The organism is Pseudomonas sp. NBRC 111133 (assembly GCF_001320605.1).
Taxonomy (GTDB): domain Bacteria; phylum Pseudomonadota; class Gammaproteobacteria; order Pseudomonadales; family Pseudomonadaceae; genus Aquipseudomonas; species Aquipseudomonas monteilii.
Map to the genome: position 1 here is coordinate 1 of NZ_BCBJ01000139.1, position 16,675 is coordinate 16,675.

Here is a 16,675-nt window from a genome sequence, read left to right on the forward strand (position 1 = left end):
TGCCTACGGCACCTACCCCTGGCTCAACCCGACCAACCTCGGGCGCATGGCCGATGTGGTAGCCAATGACCTGGAACGGCTGGCACCGGACGACAAGGCGAAGATCCAGGGCAACCTAGCAGGGCTCAAGCGCCAGTTGCTTGAGCTATCGGCCAGCAGCCAGACGCGTCTGGCCAAGGTCGACAACCTGACGGTGGTGAGCTTGTCCGAGCGGTTGGGTTACCTGGCCAGCGGCTTGAACCTGGATGTGGTGGAGCAAGCGCTGCCGACCGAATGGGACGCTGCCGCGCTCCAGGCGCTGGGAGAGAACCTGAAAGCGCAGGATGTGGCACTGGTGCTGGACCATCGGCAACCGGACGCGGCGGTGGCCGAGGTGATCAAGGCTGCCGGGGCGAAGCTGGTGGTGGTGCAGAGTGACCCTGAGGATGCGTTTGCCGGTTTGAAGGCCAGTGTCGACCAGGTGGTTGGGGCACTGGGCGAGAGCTGATCTCGCCTGTACCGGCCTCTTCGCGGGCAAGCCCGCGAAGAGGCCGGTACAGGCAACACAATGCTACCGTTTCATGCACCGCTGGTAGCGCTCATCCACCCGCCCGGCAAACCACGCCGTGGTAAGCTTGCGGGTGATCTTTGGGCTCTTCAGCTCGATCCCAGGCAACACCGCCCGTGGCACCGGCTTGCCAGCCTTGGCATCTGCCAAGGCAAATACCCCGCTGTACAGCTTGCTGTCCTCGAACGCCAAACGGTCGCCCTCTTCCAGCTGGCTGCGAATCTGCGGATTACGCAGCCCCAGCTTCACCCCCAGCTTGCGCGCAGCCAGTTCAGTGCTCCCCGGCATGATCGCCCCCGGCGCAATAAGGTCGCCATCCAAAGCCAGCGTCACGCCAGTCGCCTTGCTCAGTGCCGCCTGGAAGGCCGCGTTACGGCTGGCGTACCAACCGGCGTTGAAGTCGGCAAAACGGTAAAGCTGGCGCTCGTAGTTGACCGGGTAGCCCAACAGGTGGGCAATACCGAAGTACATGCCGCCACGCCGGCTGAATACCTCCTGGCGAATACTGCCATCGTGGCTGTAGGGGTAGCCCTGCGCGTGCTTTTCGGCAAAATCGATGCTGACCTGCATCGGACCACCGGTATGCACCGGGTTGAGCCCGCCCAGTAACGTCTTGCCCAACGGCACACGGGCTATCACCTCGTCGTACAGCTCGCTCAACTGCTTCTCGCTGCGCACCGCCTGCAAGCGCTGCTGGTAGCTTTGGCCGTTGCCCGAGGGTGTCTTCAGCGCACCGTCGACCAACAATTTGGGGATATGCAGGCGCGCGGCACGGCGGTCGATTTCCTCGCGCGCGATCCGCCCCAGGTTGGGTACCTGCGGGTCGGCGCTGAAAGTGGATTCCTGTTCAGTCACGGCCAGCACCGCGCACAGGTTGCTTTTGCTTGGGGTAATGCGCTGGGTTTCGAACGCCACCTGAATGTCCCTGGCCCAGCCCTCGCGGTCCTTGGTCTGGGCCGGCAGTAGCCGCAACAGTTGCGCACGGACCTTGGCCGGGTCCGCCTCGGGCGCTTCCTCACGGTGCCCGACGCAGCCTTGCAGCAGAGCCAGGGCCATCAACCCGGCAACCAGTAACCGGCCGTTCAGGGCTGTTCACCGACCAGCAGTGCGGCCTTGTGTGGATCGATCAGCATTGTCTGCCCCTTGCCTGGAAAAAGGCCTAGCCTCCCCCAGGCAAGCGGCAACGTCAATCAGGCAGACAGCCGAAGCGGCTGCAGTGCTGCGGTCAACGCGTCGAGCACGGGGTCTTCGTGCTCATGGATGAAGAAGTGGCCACCCGGGAACATCTGCAGCGAGAAGTCACCCTGGGTTTCCTTGCGCCAGGCCTGCAACTGCTCTTCGCTGGCCCGGTCGTCCGCGCCGCCCAGCACGTGCAGCGGGCACTGCAGGGCCGGCCGCTGACGGTAGGCGTAAGTACCACAAAGCAGAAAATCCGCGCGCAAGATCGGCAAGGTCAGGCTCATCAGCTCGGCGTTGGCCAGCACTTCCTCGGGCGTACCCTGAAGCTCGCGTAACTCGCTCATCAGCTCGGCGTCGCTCTTGGGCTCGCGCCAGTCCTTGCCATCGTAATCCTCGCGCCGGGTCGGCGCTGCGGTACCGCAGGCAAACAATGCCAGTGGCGACGGACAGCCCAGCGCTTGCAGTTCATGAGCCAGCTCGAAGGCCAGCAACGCCCCCAGGCTATGGCCAAGCAACGCATAGGGCCCATTGGCCGCCAGGCGCTGCTCGGCGGCCAGTTGCCGGGCCAGCGCCTGCATGTCGGTGTGCAACGGCTCGGCCAGGCGTGCGCCACGCCCGGGCAGCTCCACCGGGCGCACCTGCAGCCACGCCGGCAGCTTGCGCCGCCAGCGGCTGTAAACCATGGCGCTGGCCCCGGAATACGGCAGGCACAGCAGGTTCAGTGCGGTCACTGGGCGGCGGCTTCGGCCATTTTCTTGCGCAGGCTCAGTGGCCGCATGTCGGTCCAGACCTCATCGATGTAGGCCAGGCATTCCTTCTTAAGGCCGCTCTTGCCCACGGCACGCCAGCCGTTGGGGATGGCCTTGTAGTCGGGCCAGATCGAGTATTGCTCTTCGTGGTTGACCACTACCTGAAACTGGATATCGTCGCGGTCGAAAACGGAAGTCATTGTCTGTCTCCTTGAATGATGGATGCCGCTGTGCACGTGGTGCAGGGGGGCTTTCAAGTAGACGTAGGGCGCTGCGGGAAAATTAGTGCGTTCAATGCAGAGAAATGATCGCGCAACCTTTCAGGTTTTGTGCAGGACACGCGCCCGGCTATCGCGCGACATTGGCGCCATCAGCCACCCTGCACTAGCGTTGTGCTACCAGCCAGCCCCAACGTTCATGTGGAGCCCTTACCCATCATGCCGGACCTGCGCCCGAACCCGACGCTGTGCCTGGAGTACCGTGCCGAGCAGCCTATTCACCACGCGTTCCTCGAGCAGGCCGGTCGCTGCCCGGATGCCACCGCCGTCATCGCCCAGCACACCACCTGCAGCTATGCACAACTCGCGCAGATCAGCCAGGGCGTTGCCGCCTATCTGGTAGAAAACGCTGCCAGCGGCACCGATCGTGTGGTCATCGTCGCCAGCCGCAGCGCCGCCCTGGTATACGCCATGCTCGGCTGCCTGCGGGCTGGCCTGGCCTTTACCGTGGCCGACGCCGCCTACCCGCCTGCGCGTGTTGCACAGATCGTCCGCACATTGGGGCCGGCCGTGGTCCTGCGCTGTGGCGAGGCAACCGTCGATAGCGACGGCTCTCTTGTCGTTACGGTGCCGCAAGCCCCCGCAGACGCACTGCAAGCCTTCCCCAACCTGCCTGTGGCGCTGCCCGTCGTAAACCCCGAACACCCCGCCTACATCACCTTCACCTCGGGCAGCACCGGCGAGCCCAAGGGCATCGTCACCCATCACGCACCGCTGGTGCACTTCATCGACTGGCATGTACGCCAGCATGGCTTCACCCAGGCCGACACCTTCTCCCTGCTTTCCGGCCTGGGCCACGACCCGGTGTACCGCGACGTGTTCACGCCTCTGTCGATTGGCGCGACCATCGCCTGCCCTGCCCAGTCAACCCTGACCGACCCGTCCCGGCTGGCCAACTGGATTCACCAGCACAACGTGAGCGTGATCCACCTCACCCCGCCACTGGGCAAGCTGATCGAAACCGGCGCACACCTGAATGGCCAGGTACTCGACCGGCTACGCTTCCTGTTCTGGGGCGGCGATGCGCTCAGCCCGGCGCTGTACCAACAGATCCGCGCCATTGCGCCCAACGCCGTCAACGTGAACTTCTACGGCACCACCGAAACCCCCCAAGCAATGGCCTTCCATACGCTTGATCCGCACGCCGACAATGCGCGTGTCCCGTTGGGCAAGGGCATCGCCAATGCACAGTTGCTGGTGGTCAACCCGGCCAACCAGTTGGTCAGCGAAGGGGAAACGGGCGAAATCCTGATCCGCAGCCCGTACCTGTCCCAGGGCTACTGGGGCGACCCGGCACTGACCGAGGCCAAGTTCGTCACCAACCCGTTCACCGGCGACCCAAGCGACCGCTGCTACCGCACGGGTGACCTGGGCACCTACCTGGCCGATGGCAGCGCCCGTTTTCTGGGACGCGGCGACAGCCAGGTGAAAATCCGCGGCCATCGCATCGAGCTGGCGGAAATCGAAAACGCCATCACCCGCCACCCACACATCGGGCAATGCGTGGTCGTGGCCAATCACGACAGCGCCTCGATCCGTCTGGTTGCCTATTGCGTCAGCCGCAAGCCCACCACCGCCGATGAACTGCGCCAGGCGCTCAGCGGCCAACTGCCGGACTACATGGTGCCGGCGCTTTTCGTGTTCCTCGATGCCCTGCCGCTCACCCCAAACGGCAAGCTCGACAAACGCGCCCTGCCTGCGCCCTTTGACGACACGGCCAACGTGCTCCTGTCCCCACTGGCGGAAAAGCTGAGCACCGCCTGGGCGCGCATCCTCCAGGTGCCACGCCTGGACGCCAGGTTGAGTTTCGTCGAGCTGGGCGGCGACTCGCTGTCGTTCGTGCAGGCCTCACGCGTGCTGGAGGAGCTGATCGGTCACCTCCCGGAACGTTGGGAAACCCTGCCGGTGTGCCAGCTGGCCGAGCTAAGTGCACCGCCCAAGGGCCCTTGGCGGGTGATGGAAATGCCGGTGTTCGTGCGCATGCTCGCCATCATCCTGATCGTGGTCGGCCACCTGAGCGCGCTCGACCACTGGCTGATCGTGGGCGAAACGTCGGTGCTGTTCCTGGTTTCCGGCATCAGCCTGGCGCGGTTCCAGCTCAAGGCCATTGAGGAACGTGGCGATGCGCGCACACTGCTCAGGTCGCTGGCAGCCATCGTGGTGCCAACGGTGCTGTACACCGCGCTGATCCAGCTGGTGTTCGACCATCTGCACTGGCAATCGCTGCTGCTGGTTTCCAACTGGTTCCCGGCCAGCGAGGTCAGTGTGTTCAATTACTGGTACATCGAAGTGCTGGTACAGATGATCCTGATCATCGGCCTGGTGTTGTCGATCCGGCGTGTACGCCAGGTGGTCCTTGCCGACCCGTTCCGCTACCTGATCATTGCGACCTGTGCGCTGGTGGCAGTGGATGTGCTGGTCAGCCGCTTCGTGTTCGACGCCGGTGCGCTGTTCAACCGGGTACCCCAGCACTTCCTGGCCGTCATGGTGTTGGGCATGGCGGTGCACCATGCCGACACTACCGCGCGTAAATGGGTGGCCAGCGCGGTGGCGGTGCTGGTGGTCGGCGAGCTGGACCTGATGGCAATTGCTGGCGTGGGCTGGCAGGCGTTCTCGCGCTATATCGACATTGCCCTGCCGGCGATGCTGACCCTGATCTGGGTGCGCTCGGTGCCAGTGCCTGCCCTAGTGGCGCGGGCAGGGGCGTTGATTGCCTCGTCAACCTTGTATATCTACCTGACGCATTTCCAGTTCCAGTCGCTGGCAGACCGTATTTTCAATCATCCTCTGTTCGAGGTAACCCTGGCACTGGCCGGCGGAGTGCTTGTGGCGTACTGCTGGAATACCCTGTTGCGCCTTCTACTCACCCGCAGGAACAAGCAGGACCCGGCCCGCAGAGCAGATGCGGCCGAGCGCGCCACCTCCGCTTGAGCTGACGCACCCGGGGGCTGCTGCGCAGCCCCAGTTGCTCAAACGGTTTACCCCGCCTGCACGATGATCTGGCTCTGCAGGTCGCGGACCATCGCCTCCAGCGCCGGTTTCATGGCCATGAAATCCTCAGGCGTACATACCAGGTCCGGCCGGCTGAACCTGAAACGCCGCTCCACCACCACCGCATTGCCCTCCTGGGTGTAGCGAGCGCTGTAGTCGACGTTGCCCTCCTGCAACTTCACAGGTTTGGGAATCGCCAGTACATTGACCTGGGCCGGGAACTCGAAGCGCGAAGTTTCCACCACGTCGTTGGAAATGCACACGAAGCGCTGGCTGCGTTCCTTCTCCAGCGTGAAGCTGTACACGCTCTGCGAAATACCGCCCGCCAGGCTGGTCAGGGTCGCCACGCCCACTGGCCCTGGCAGGTTGACCAGGTTTTCCGTGTGCCCGTCCACGGTGCTGACAAAGTCGCCGTTGGCAGCAGGCGGTGCAACCTTGAACGAACCACTGCCACGCTGGCCATAAGCAGCCAGTACTCTTTCCACCAGCATGTCGCGGTCTGCCGGCTTCATCAGTTTCACGCCAAAGCGGCTCATCTCGCTGGCCCATCCCTTTACCGTCGACACGTGGGTGAAGTCGGCGGCGCCATCAGCCTTTACCTTGAACAACAAGTCACTGGAAACCTGGTTCAGCTGCATGGCCGGGGTTTTGCCAAACTCGCCGGTGGCCGTCAGCAGCACACGCTTGTTCAGCACGGTCAGCGGCAGGTAACCCGCTGCTATCGACGGGTCGGTCGAGTCGAGGTACAGGTCCAGGCTCGGCACATAGGTGATCACATGGTTCAGTAAACCCAAGGTCGGCACTTTGGGAAACACGTAGGCATTTCCCTGGTTCACCAGCGCAGGTGTGCTCTTGAGACCCGCCGCGCTCAACAGCGCTTCCAGTAACGCGACATGGTCCTTGCAGTCACCGTAGCGGTTGTCCAGCACGGTTTGCGCGGCATGCGGCACTACCCCGCCAGCACCGACATACACCGCCACATAGCGGATGTTCTCGCGCACCCAGTCACTGAGGACAAGCGCCTTTTCCCGCGCAGTGGGCAACCCCGCTGTCAGGCGCTTCGCCAGATCGTTGATCGGTGGGGTGACCTCGACCGTAGCCCTGGCCTGATACGCCTGGGCGAAATCCTTGAAGCCGGAGAAGGTCGACACCGCCAGGTAGTAGCCGTAGTCCAGGTACGACACCGCCCCGGTCTCGATCCGCGCCCGCGCAGCCGGCACATAGTCCCAGCGATGAACCGTGCGCCCTTGCCCGGTGGCAGGTGACGATGCCTCGAAACCGCGGGCATCGGCCTGCAGCGGCATATCCTGCGGCAAGTCATAGGTCAGCGAAAACTGCCCGACCGGGTGAAACGGCGGCGCAGTAATGTCTTCGAAGTGCCCTGGGAACAGCGGTGTCGTGCGGTTACGTTGATAACGCAGCACCAGCCGGTCGCCCACCGCCACCTCGGGGAAGATGACCACCTTGTTGACCGAGTCCTGGAACATCGGCGCCTGCGCAGAGGCGCGCTCCTGCTGCTCCTTGATGTGCGCGGCATCCACCTGCACCTTGCGGCCGTCGGGCTTTTGCGTGTACGCCTCCAGCACCTCCAGCGTTTCTAACGAACGGTTGTAGCTTAACGGCTGTTCGGCATTGGCCTTGATGGCGCGCTCTTCGTTGATCAGCATGACGCTGTCTACGTCCACACGGTAGCTACCGTCCTTCTGCACCACGAATGTCTGCGCGGTCTTCTCCAGGGTGACAGAACGGTCAATGCCATCGGTAAAGGCATGGGCAAGGCTGCCCCAGAGCATTGCAACAGGCAGCAGGACAGCTGCCAGGTAAGGCTTTTTCAGCATGGAGATCCTTCTCGATCAACGGGCAACAATCGACAATGATACTCATTGGCGCCCATTGGTGGCAAAATGATTCCATTCGTCAGGCCTGTCCGGCCAGTTCGGCCAGTACTTCTACCGAGGTGGTGACTTGGCGGAAGTGATGCTGCCACAACGCGATGCCCAGCTTGCCCGAACGGTCCAGCGAAGAGCCTACGGTCATGTCCGTCACCAGGGTAGGCGTCAGCCCCGCATCGAACAGGGCAAAGCCAGCGGCCAGCACGCAGGTTTCGGTCTGCAGCCCGCACACCAGCACCCGCTCTACACCCAGCTGCCGAATGTACGCGATAGCTTCGGCGCTCTGCCCGTAGCCATGCTTGATAAAGACCTGGTCGGCCTCGACCAGGCTCTCGTCCTCAGCCGCCGGGTGCCAGCCGAGTTGCCGCTCGAACGGTGTGACCTGTTCGTCATGCAGCTCGACCGAGGCAATGGTAGGGATATTCGCTGACAACCGCCGCAAACCATCGACCAGCCACTCGGGCGGGCTGAAGGTGGACTGGACATCGACGATGAGCAAAACCTGGCGCATAGCGTACTCCGGCCATTGGCAAAATGGCGCGGAGTATAACGCGTGGCCAAATCGGAAACCCTAGGCCCCAATACTTCTGTTCATGCCCTGGGCCCACGCTGCGGCCATCTTCTCCCCTATGCACTCAAATGCCGGATGGCTGTTGCGATAATCTGATAGCTCCGCCATCGCACGGTTGATGCCGACTTCGACTCTGTTGAGCAACTCATCGCAGCGCAATTGCGTAAGGTTGCAGGCGGTGCGCCCGAACTGCACCAGCATCTTGCGTTTGGGCCAGGCCTTGGAGCCGCCCAGCAACAGCCCCATGATGTCATGGCTGTTGTACACCGTCGTGGTCACAGCGGGTGCAAGCCGGATGTCGGCATCTTGCGCACAGTTCTCGTACAGCAGGCCGAAGTTCTTCAAGTGAGCATCGCCGTTCTGGATGCCCGCACAAAGCGCTACCAGCGTGAAGAAGCTTCCAGCGCGTCCGGTACCCGGCCGGGGGTGACATAAAGCTTGATCAGTTGCGCGCAGCCTTGGTAACTGCCGTCGTACTTCTTGCGCGTCCCCCACCCGGACAGCACACACATGTCTTCAAACCCGAGGTAGCCGTCGCAGCCGATATCGAAGCGCTTCACAACCAGAAATTGCCCATGCTGGCTCAGTTGAAATTCTGGTACTTCAAGGCCACAGTGCAAGGCCGCCCGCATGCAGAAAAACTCGTTGGCGGCCAACTGGGGAAACTCCGCTTCATTGAACGCTTTTACTAAGTGCGTAGCACCGCGATGCGTGAACCGGCCACCTTCGGCGCCAGGTTCGTCGATATCGCGCACCAGCACCTTGGGCTGAACACCCGATACCCCAGAGTAGATCGCGTAGGTACTCATGAGGTCATTGAACAGCTCTTTGGCACCGTCGTGTATAAGCAGATTGGCGAGGTTGATGCCAGGTAACGGCTGGTCGCTGGCTTGTTGGGCAGTACTGATGCGGCCAAGCTGGTGCGGACCGACAATCCCCAGCAGGGCAAAATCGTCAAAACCCCGCACCGACTTGCTGAAACGGCGCATCAATTCCTCTTTGAGGTGCCCTTCCGGGATATGCATTTCGAACAGTGGGTGTATGCCGTACTCCCACGTGTAGCTTTCAAGGCGCACCGGCATCGTCAGGGAAACAGCCTGTTCCTCAGTGACCGCCGCGTTGTAAACAAAGACCGAATCACGCGGGTTATCCTCGCTGCGGCCAAATGTTCCGACAGCCTCACCGCTGGCGCCAATGTACAAACGATCACGCTGGCTGGTCATGGATACCCCCGGCCTTCAACTCGTCAAGGGTCTTGCGCCGACGCCTGGGCGTTGCCGTCAACTCGTACCCCAGGCCCTCAAGGATTGCGGCGACCTTGGGGATCCCGACTTCGGGAATCGTGTTGTTCTCGATGCCCGAGATGGTCGCCCGGCTCATACCATGCCGCTGCGCAAGTTGTGCCTGTGACAGGCCAGCCTCCTTACGCAGTTTTTTTTATCAGATTGCCTAGTTCATTCATTCTTTAGTGCATCGAATACAGTGCAAAAATAGAAAAACCTTAAAAATGCATCGTATTCAATTCATTGTGCGTTGTATACGGCACTACATGCCGGCGCACGCTTCCCGCTGCTGGGTGAGATGGAAGGCATCCTCGAAAACGCCACCAAGGAAGCCACCATTCAGGGGCCGTTGCGCCACAACGCAGTGGGAACCTTCATCGAGAAGAACACCGGCACCAACACCGGTTCGAAAATCCCGTGGCTGGACTGGGAGATCATCCCGTAACCGAAATCTGTGCGGCCATTCGCTCCCACAACATTTCCATGAGGTCAGCACTCTATGCTTTTGTCAGTTCGCCTATCTTCTCCAGCCGCGCCCGCACGATATTGCGGCTGATGTTCAGCAACCGCCCCGTCTGCAACTGGTTACCGTGGCAATAGCGGTACGCCGCCCTGAACACTGTCTCCTCGATATGCTCATACAGGTTTGGCACATTCTGCTCGAACAGCGCCAGCAATGCGCTTTCCAGGTCGGGCGGGGCCGCACTCGCTGCCGGCAAGTAGGCCTGTGGCACGGGCGCCGCTACCTGTGGCCGCATATCGACCAGGTGCAAGTCCGCTGGCGCCACCACCTGATACCGGCACACCAGCAACGCATGGTGAATGGCGTTCTCCAGCTCGCGAATGTTGCCCGGCCAGCTATGCGCCAGCAGTTTGCGTTCGGCATCCGGGCTGAGCGAAGCGCGCTCGTACCCCAAACGCCGGCAATGCTCTTCGATGAAAAATTCCGCCAACGGCAGGATGTCCCCCGGCCGCTCGCGCAGCGGCGGCAGCCGGATGGTCGCGACGTGCAGGCGGTAGAACAGGTCCTCGCGGAAATGCCCCGCCACCACCGCATCGGCCAGGTTGACGTTGGTTGCCGCCACCAGCCGCACGTTGATCGGGATCGGCGTGCGTGAGCCCAGGCGCACCACTTCACGCTCCTGCAGCACCCGCAGCAACTTCACCTGCATGTTCAGCGGCAGGTCACCGATTTCGTCGAGAAACAGCGTGCCGCCATTGGCCGCCTCGAACCAGCCGGCCTTGTTGCTGGTGGCACCGGTAAACGCGCCTTTCTCGTGGCCGAACAGCTCGCTCTCCACCAGGGTTTCGGCAAAAGCACCGCAGTTCACCGCCACGAATGGCTCACGCCCACGGCGGCTGAGGTGATGGATGTGGCGGGCGACCAGCTCCTTGCCGGTGCCGGTTTCGCCGATGATCAGGGTATTGGCCTCGCTGGGCGCCAGGCGCTCGATACGGCTGAGCAGTTCCTGGGAGCGCGGATCCTTGAACACAAGCACGGTGGCACGTACCGACTTCGTCAGCTCGCGGGCATTGGGGTGGGTGATCAGCGACATGGGGGGCATTCCTGGCAGTTGACGCGCCAGCCAATAGTGCATGAAACAAATTAGATCAAAAAATTATTAATTAGTATTTATATATTCGAATTGGAAATATTCAATATTTCAACAGTCAACTGCTGCTACAGCAGCAACCCGCCAGCACTCCCCTGCACGCCGTTCAGCAAGCCAACCCCTGCCCGTTTCAGCAACACCTGATCCAAAGCCCCGTCAACCTTGGCCTGCAGGCCATTTTCAAATGGCTGGCATGCATTTCGCTCCAGGCCTGTCAAACCTTTGCCTGGAGCCGCACATGAACAACCCCTGGCGTCATGCCCTTACCCTGCTGCTTGGCCTGTTCACCAGCCTGGCTGCACTGGCGGCGGAGCAACCGGCGGCAGTGCGCATTGCCATTGTCGCCTTCACCCAAGGTGGTGCGCCGGTGTTCGGCGGTATCCCCGGGCGGGTGATCGAGGAAGGCTGGCTGGAACAGCAACTGGCCGCTCGCGGCGTGAAACTGCAATGGACCGCCCTGCCCCATGCCGGCGCCGGGCCGCAGATCAACGAAGGCTTCAGCAACGACAGCCTGGACTTCGCCGTGCGCGGCGACCTGCCCTCGGTGATCGCCGGGGCCGGCCAGGTGCCGGGCAAACTGGTAGTGCCCGGTGGCAGCGGCAACAACATCTACCTGGTGGTGCCAAGCACTTCCACGGTCCGCAGCATCCAGGACCTCAAGGGCAAACGCCTGGCCCTGCACCGTGGCCGGCCTTGGGAGTTCGCCTTCAGCAACTTCCTGCAAAGCCAAGGCCTGCAACTGAGCGACTTCAAGATCGCCAACCTCAACCCGCAGGTCGGTGCCGCTGCGGTGTCCGCCGGCAAAGTGGACGCCGCCGTGCTGCTCAACGAAGCCTATGCCCTGGAAGACAAAGGCGTGGCACGCATCCTCTGGTCGACCAAGCAAGGCGCCAACGACTGGCGGCTGGTGTCGGACCTGTGGGGCACCGACCGCTTCGTTCAAGAGCACGCCGACCTGACGCAACTGGTGGCCACCGCCTGGGTGCGTGCGGCCTGGTGGATCTCCCAGGAGCAGAACCGCGACGCGTACTACGCGCTGTCATCGCGTGCGGGCGTCAGCGAAAGCGTATTGCGCCGTGACGACCAGGACGACCCGGTGGCGTGGAAAGCGCGCTGGGCACCGAAAAGCGACGCCCAGCTCAAGGCCCACTACGACGCGCTGGGCCAGTATGCCCTGGCCAATCGCCTGATCCGCGCGCCCTACGACATCACCCACGACCTGGCCACGGGCTTCACCCGCCAGGCCCTGATCGACCTGCAACTGACCCACTACTGGCCGTCATCAGACGCTCAACTTAGCCAACAACCTTGAGACCCTGACTCATGAATCTGCCTGCATCCCTCATCTTCGGCCTCAGCGCCCTGGCCTTGTCCATCGGCGCCATGGCAGCCGAAACCTACGCACCCAAGCCCGACCCGCAACAGGGCGATGGCCGCGTGTCAGCCTTCTACACCTGGACCAAGGCCATCCCCGCCACGCCCGGCAAACTGTTGCGCAGCGAGCCGCTGGAACAGGCCTTGAGCCTGCCCAACGCGGCCAGCGCCCAACGCATCCTCTACACCTCGCTGGACGGCATCGACGGCAAGACCCCAGTGGTGGTGTCCGGCGCGCTGTTCATCCCCAAAGGCAAGGCGCCAGCAGGTGGCTGGCCGGTCGCCAGCTGGGGCCATGGCACAGTCGGCGTGGCCGATATCTGCGCGCCGTCCTGGGCCGGGCGCAGCTACCGCGACGTGCAATACCTCAACCGCTGGCTCGAAGAAGGCTACGCCATCGTGGCCACCGACTACCAGGGCCTGGGCGTACCCGGTGGCCATCCGCTGCTGAACAACCGCATGGCCGCCTACGGCATTCTCGATGCAGCCAAGGCCGTTGTGGCCGGCGTACCGGGGCTGGCCGACAAAGTGCTGATCATCGGCCAGTCCCAGGGCGGTGCCGGGGCGTTTGCCGCTGGCGCTTACGCGGCCACCTATGCGCCCAAACTGGGGGTCAAGGGCAGCATCGGCACTGGCGTGATTTATACCATCGGCGCGAAAAATGTCGGTGAGCAAGACCAGGACAAAGTCGACCCGGCCTTGGCCTATGGTTTCTACACCCTGCTCGCGGCCCAGCAGTACGACCCGAGCATCGACCCACGCGACTTCTACACCGACAAAGCTCTGCCGTTGTTCGAACAGGCACGTACCAGCTGCCTGTCATCGCTGGTCAGCGACGTGGTCGGCACCGGCCTGACCCCGGCCAATGCCAAGAAAGACTACAAGGGCGACAAGCTCAAACCATGGCTGGCGCAGGTGTCGTACCCGACCCTGAAGCTGGCCCAGCCAATCTTCATCGGCACCGGCGCCGAAGACAAGACCCCCGCCGCCGCCACCCAGGTGGCGCTGATGCAGGACGCCTGCAAGGCCGGCTCCGTGGTGCAAGGCCACTTGTACAAGGGCTTGGGCCACAGCGAAACGGTGAATGCCTCGCTGAAGGACTCGATCCCCTTCGCCCGCCAGGTCATCAGCGGCCAGCCGGTCACCCCCAATTGCAGCCCAAGCGTCCAGTAAGGAGGCCACCCCATGAGTATCGAATTCTTCACCCGCCTGCCGTTGCACGGCGAAACCCAGTTCCTGCCCGGCGACCCGCGCAACCGTGGCGACTGGCATGCGGGCGGGGCTAGCACCGGGGCGGTGTCGGGGTTTGCCGTAGGTGATCACTTCACCTATATCGACTACCTCGGCCAGATCGCCCGCGCGGCGGAAATCAACGGTTTCGGCGGCGCGCTGATGGTCAACGCGCCGACCGGCGAAGAACCGTGGACGGTGTGCTCGCTACTGGCCCGGGAAACCCGCACGCTGAAGTTCGTCACCGCGTTCCAGCCCTACCATTACACCCCGTGGGTGGCCGTGCAGCAGGCCGCGACCTACCAGCGCGCCACCGGCAACCGCCTGGTGTGGAACATCATCAACGGCGGCTCGGATGCCATCCAGCGTCAGGTCGGCGACTTCGAGGGCCATGACGAACGCTACGCTCGCGCCACCGAATTCATGGACGTGGTGCGCGGCTATTGGCACAACGAGCAGTTCCACTACGAAGGCACCTATTACCGTGCCGAAGGCGGCGGCCTTCGCGGCCCACTGAAAAAGGCCGAACTGCCGCTGATCTGCACGGCCGGCTCGTCGGTGGCTGCGCGGGAATTTGCTGCCAAGCACGCCGACTTCTACCTGATGCGCGCCGAACACCCGGACGAGATCGCTGCGCTGATCGCCGACATCCGCGCCCGCGCGCTGAAGTGGGGACGCACCGATATCCGCTTTGGCCTGTCCATCGACGTCATTGCCCGCGACACTGAAGAGGCGGCGTTGGCCGAGGCCAAGCGCTTCTTCGACGAAGGCGTGGCCAACGGCACGGTCAAAGCCCGCGCGGCTCACGCTGGCCTGCGCACGGCACGCAAGCTGAGCTACGAACATGGCTACAACGACAAGGACGAGCAACAGGCCTTCGACGACTTCTTCATCCACCCCAATGTGTGGACCGGCTTCGGCTACATCGGTATACCGCCGGGCTGCGCGCTGGTAGGCAGCTACACCAACGTGGTGGCGCGCATCCACGAGTACCACGGCATCGGCATCGACCTGTTCTTCCTGGCCGGCTACCCGCACCTGGAAGAGGCCTACCGCATCGGCGAGCACATCCTGCCGCACTTCCATGCGCAGCGCGCAGCCCTTGCCCGCCCGGCAACCGAACCCGTGCAACTGCACGCCAGCACCGGAGCCTGACGCCATGGCCAGGGACGGTTACCCACTGAGCCGGCGCAGCTTCCTTGGCCACGCCGGCGTGCTGGCCGGCGGTTTGCTGGCCGGCTGCGGCCCCGCCGACAGCCCGAGCCATGCCGTGGCCGACCAGCCGCGCCATGGCGGGCGGCTGCGTTTAGGCATCATCGACGGCAACCAAAGCGGCAACCTCGACGCCCACAAGCCCATCGGCAGCGGCATCGTGCGGGGCTTTGCGCTGTATAGCAAGCTGTGGGAATGGGACGAGCAGATGCAGCCGCGCCTGGCCCTGGCCGAGTTCGCCGAGCCCAACGCCGATGCCAGCAGCTGGACCCTGCGCCTCAAGCCCGGGCTGGAGTTCCACCATGGCAAGACCATCGACGCCGATGACCTGATCTTTTCCATCCGCCGCCTCACCGACCCTCAGCTGGCCTCGCCCTACGCGGCGCTGCTGCACTGGGTGGACCGCGACAACCTGGTCAAGCTTGACGAGCGCACCGTACGCCTGAGCTTTCGCGAGGGCCGCAGCTACCTGCCGCTGCCGGAGACCTGGGTCAACTTCGGCGGCATCGTGCCGGTGGACTACCACCCGGTCACCAACCCGGTCGGCGCCGGACCTTACAAACTGAAAAGCTTCACCCCGGGCCAGCGCTCGCTGTTCACCCGCTTCGACAACTACTACAAACCCGGCAAGCCCTACGCCGATGAACTGGAGATCATCGACTTCAAGGACCAGACTGGCCGCCTGGCGGCACTGCGCGCCGGGCAGATCGACATGGCCAACGTGATGTCCACCGAGCACCTGCAGGTGCTGCAGGCCGACCCACGGTTGCGCCTGCTGAAGTCGGTGAGCGGCAACTGGCTGTCGTTCGACATGAACACCGCCAAGGCCCCGTTCGATGACCCGCGCGTGCGCGAGGCGTTCCGCCTGCTGGCCGACCGTGACGAGCTGGTGCGCCGTGCGCTGAATGGCCAGGGCCGGGTGGCCAATGACCTGTATGCACCGTTCGACCCCACCTTCGACCACAGCATTGGCCCACGCCCCTATGATCCGCAGCGTGCAGCGCAGCTGCTGCGTGAAGCCGGCCACGAGCAGTTGCAGGTGGAGCTGGTGACCACGGCCGGGCCGGGGCTGGCTTCGGCACTGGTGCTGGCCGAGCAGGCCCGGCGCATCGGCGTGACGATCAACGTGCGCCAGGTTGACCTGGCTACCTTCCAGGGCCCGCAGCGGGATGACTGGACCCTGAGCACCGGTGGCAGCATCGGCGCGCCGTTCCTGGCCAGCGCGATTCATACCGACGCGCCGTTCGCCGTGGCCAACAAGACCCACTTCAACGACCCCGAATTCAGCCAGGCTTTTCTCGCCGCCATGGCCCAACCGGACCTGGAAAAGCGCAAGGCGCTGGTGCACCGGGCGCAACGCATCCAGTACGCGCGTGGCGGCATGCTGATCTGGGGTTTTGCCGACCTGCTCGACAGCGTCAGCACCCGCGTGGGTGGCGCGCAGGCAGAGCAGTCGCTGTTCAGTACCTGGCGGTTCGAGAGTTTGTGGCTCAAAACCTGACTTTGTAGCGCCATACACCTCCCACTGAGACCGCATCAACCCATAACCGCAGGCGCGGCTGCGCCCTCGCTTTTCCCCATTCCTACTGTCGAACGAGGCCCAGCCAATGCCCCGCGTTACCTTGCTGCACCCAAAATTCCAGCCCAGTGCCCTTGCGCTGGCGATTCTGGCCACCAGCACGTCATTGGCCCACGCCGAGGACACCCAGCTGCAAACCGTCACCGTGCAGGCCGAGCAGAGCGACGACGACGCCCT

Annotated in this window: 12 protein-coding genes and 3 pseudogenes; 7 read left to right on the forward strand and 8 right to left on the reverse strand. The window is 63.3% G+C overall.

Annotated elements, in window-relative coordinates; translation table 11 throughout:
- A partial coding sequence (locus tag APH36_RS28505) for a metal ABC transporter solute-binding protein, Zn/Mn family (RefSeq protein WP_156342229.1) occupies nt 1-487 on the forward strand: 487 nt, incomplete at its 5' end.
- A 63-nt stretch (nt 488-550) separates the two neighbouring features.
- Here APH36_RS28505 and APH36_RS28510 read toward each other — a convergent pair.
- The 3 genes from APH36_RS28510 to APH36_RS28520 form a co-directional block, all read right to left on the reverse strand.
- A complete protein-coding gene (locus tag APH36_RS28510; protein ID WP_060501567.1) occupies nt 551-1,603 on the reverse strand; it encodes a DUF1615 domain-containing protein in 1,053 nt (350 codons plus the stop codon).
- A 134-nt stretch (nt 1,604-1,737) separates the two neighbouring features.
- Complete coding sequence (locus tag APH36_RS28515) at nt 1,738-2,457, reverse strand: thioesterase II family protein (protein WP_060501570.1); 720 nt, start codon at nt 2,455-2,457, stop codon at nt 1,738-1,740.
- Nucleotides 2,454-2,675, reverse strand: a complete 222-nt coding sequence (locus APH36_RS28520; RefSeq protein WP_060501572.1) for an MbtH family protein — start codon at nt 2,673-2,675, stop codon at nt 2,454-2,456. Before APH36_RS28520 ends, APH36_RS28515 begins: the two co-directional genes overlap by 4 nt.
- A 237-nt stretch (nt 2,676-2,912) precedes the next feature.
- Here APH36_RS28520 and APH36_RS28525 point away from each other — a divergent pair, with 237 nt between their 5' ends.
- Nucleotides 2,913-5,684, forward strand: a complete 2,772-nt coding sequence (locus tag APH36_RS28525) for an amino acid adenylation domain-containing protein (protein WP_060501574.1) — start codon at nt 2,913-2,915, stop codon at nt 5,682-5,684.
- 47 nt (nt 5,685-5,731) lie between these two features.
- Here APH36_RS28525 and APH36_RS28530 read toward each other — a convergent pair whose 3' ends face one another.
- The 4 genes and pseudogenes from APH36_RS28530 to APH36_RS28545 all read right to left on the reverse strand — a co-directional run bounded on the left by APH36_RS28530 (nt 5,732) and on the right by APH36_RS28545 (nt 9,669).
- The gene (locus APH36_RS28530; protein ID WP_060501575.1) at nt 5,732-7,582 is read right to left on the reverse strand and encodes a DUF3857 and transglutaminase domain-containing protein; all 1,851 of its coding nucleotides are present in this window, start codon (nt 7,580-7,582) and stop codon (nt 5,732-5,734) included.
- Between the two features lie 79 nt (nt 7,583-7,661).
- A complete protein-coding gene (locus APH36_RS28535) occupies nt 7,662-8,147 on the reverse strand; it encodes an isochorismatase family protein (protein ID WP_060501577.1) in 486 nt (161 codons plus the stop codon).
- A 60-nt stretch (nt 8,148-8,207) separates the two neighbouring features.
- Nucleotides 8,208-9,430, reverse strand: a pseudogene (locus tag APH36_RS28540) (type II toxin-antitoxin system HipA family toxin).
- Nucleotides 9,414-9,669: pseudogene (locus APH36_RS28545) on the reverse strand (helix-turn-helix transcriptional regulator). The pseudogenes APH36_RS28540 and APH36_RS28545 overlap by 17 nt, the downstream one beginning before the upstream one ends.
- 83 nt (nt 9,670-9,752) lie before the next feature.
- Here APH36_RS28545 and APH36_RS28550 point away from each other — a divergent pair.
- A pseudogene (locus APH36_RS28550) lies at nt 9,753-9,932 on the forward strand (fumarate hydratase); the annotation flags it as partial.
- A gap of 55 nt (nt 9,933-9,987) precedes the next feature.
- Here APH36_RS28550 and APH36_RS28555 read toward each other — a convergent pair.
- Nucleotides 9,988-11,046, reverse strand: coding sequence for a sigma-54-dependent Fis family transcriptional regulator (locus APH36_RS28555; RefSeq protein WP_060501580.1), 1,059 nt, complete (start codon nt 11,044-11,046; stop codon nt 9,988-9,990).
- 295 nt (nt 11,047-11,341) lie between these two features.
- Between APH36_RS28555 and APH36_RS28560 the strand changes: the two genes are divergently transcribed.
- Genes APH36_RS28560 through APH36_RS28575 form a run of 4 tightly spaced genes read left to right on the forward strand, consistent with a single transcriptional unit; the run spans nt 11,342 to nt 16,420 of the window.
- The gene (locus APH36_RS28560; RefSeq protein ID WP_060501582.1) at nt 11,342-12,415 is read left to right on the forward strand and encodes an ABC transporter substrate-binding protein; all 1,074 of its coding nucleotides are present in this window, start codon (nt 11,342-11,344) and stop codon (nt 12,413-12,415) included.
- Nucleotides 12,416-12,426: 11 nt separating this feature from the next.
- A complete protein-coding gene (locus APH36_RS28565) occupies nt 12,427-13,650 on the forward strand; it encodes a lipase family protein (protein WP_060501584.1) in 1,224 nt (407 codons plus the stop codon).
- 12 nt (nt 13,651-13,662) lie between these two features.
- Entirely contained in the window at nt 13,663-14,862 is a 1,200-nt protein-coding gene (locus APH36_RS28570; protein WP_060501586.1) for an LLM class flavin-dependent oxidoreductase, read from the forward strand.
- Nucleotides 14,863-14,866: 4 nt separating this feature from the next.
- The gene (locus tag APH36_RS28575; RefSeq protein WP_060501588.1) at nt 14,867-16,420 is read left to right on the forward strand and encodes an ABC transporter substrate-binding protein; all 1,554 of its coding nucleotides are present in this window, start codon (nt 14,867-14,869) and stop codon (nt 16,418-16,420) included.
- The last annotated feature ends 255 nt before the right edge of the window (nt 16,421-16,675 follow it).

Coding starts and splice junctions, on each gene's coding strand:
- APH36_RS28525 (WP_060501574.1), top strand. CDS start 2,913: ATGCCGGACCTGCGCCCGAACCCGACGCTGTGCCTGGAGTACCGTGCC.
- APH36_RS28530 (WP_060501575.1), bottom strand. CDS start 7,582: ATGCTGAAAAAGCCTTACCTGGCAGCTGTCCTGCTGCCTGTTGCAATG.
- APH36_RS28560 (WP_060501582.1), top strand. CDS start 11,342: ATGAACAACCCCTGGCGTCATGCCCTTACCCTGCTGCTTGGCCTGTTC.
- APH36_RS28575 (WP_060501588.1), top strand. CDS start 14,867: ATGGCCAGGGACGGTTACCCACTGAGCCGGCGCAGCTTCCTTGGCCAC.
- APH36_RS28555 (WP_060501580.1), bottom strand. CDS start 11,046: ATGTCGCTGATCACCCACCCCAATGCCCGCGAGCTGACGAAGTCGGTA.
- APH36_RS28520 (WP_060501572.1), bottom strand. CDS start 2,675: ATGACTTCCGTTTTCGACCGCGACGATATCCAGTTTCAGGTAGTGGTC.
- APH36_RS28535 (WP_060501577.1), bottom strand. CDS start 8,147: ATGCGCCAGGTTTTGCTCATCGTCGATGTCCAGTCCACCTTCAGCCCG.
- APH36_RS28565 (WP_060501584.1), top strand. CDS start 12,427: ATGAATCTGCCTGCATCCCTCATCTTCGGCCTCAGCGCCCTGGCCTTG.
- APH36_RS28570 (WP_060501586.1), top strand. CDS start 13,663: ATGAGTATCGAATTCTTCACCCGCCTGCCGTTGCACGGCGAAACCCAG.
- APH36_RS28510 (WP_060501567.1), bottom strand. CDS start 1,603: ATGGCCCTGGCTCTGCTGCAAGGCTGCGTCGGGCACCGTGAGGAAGCG.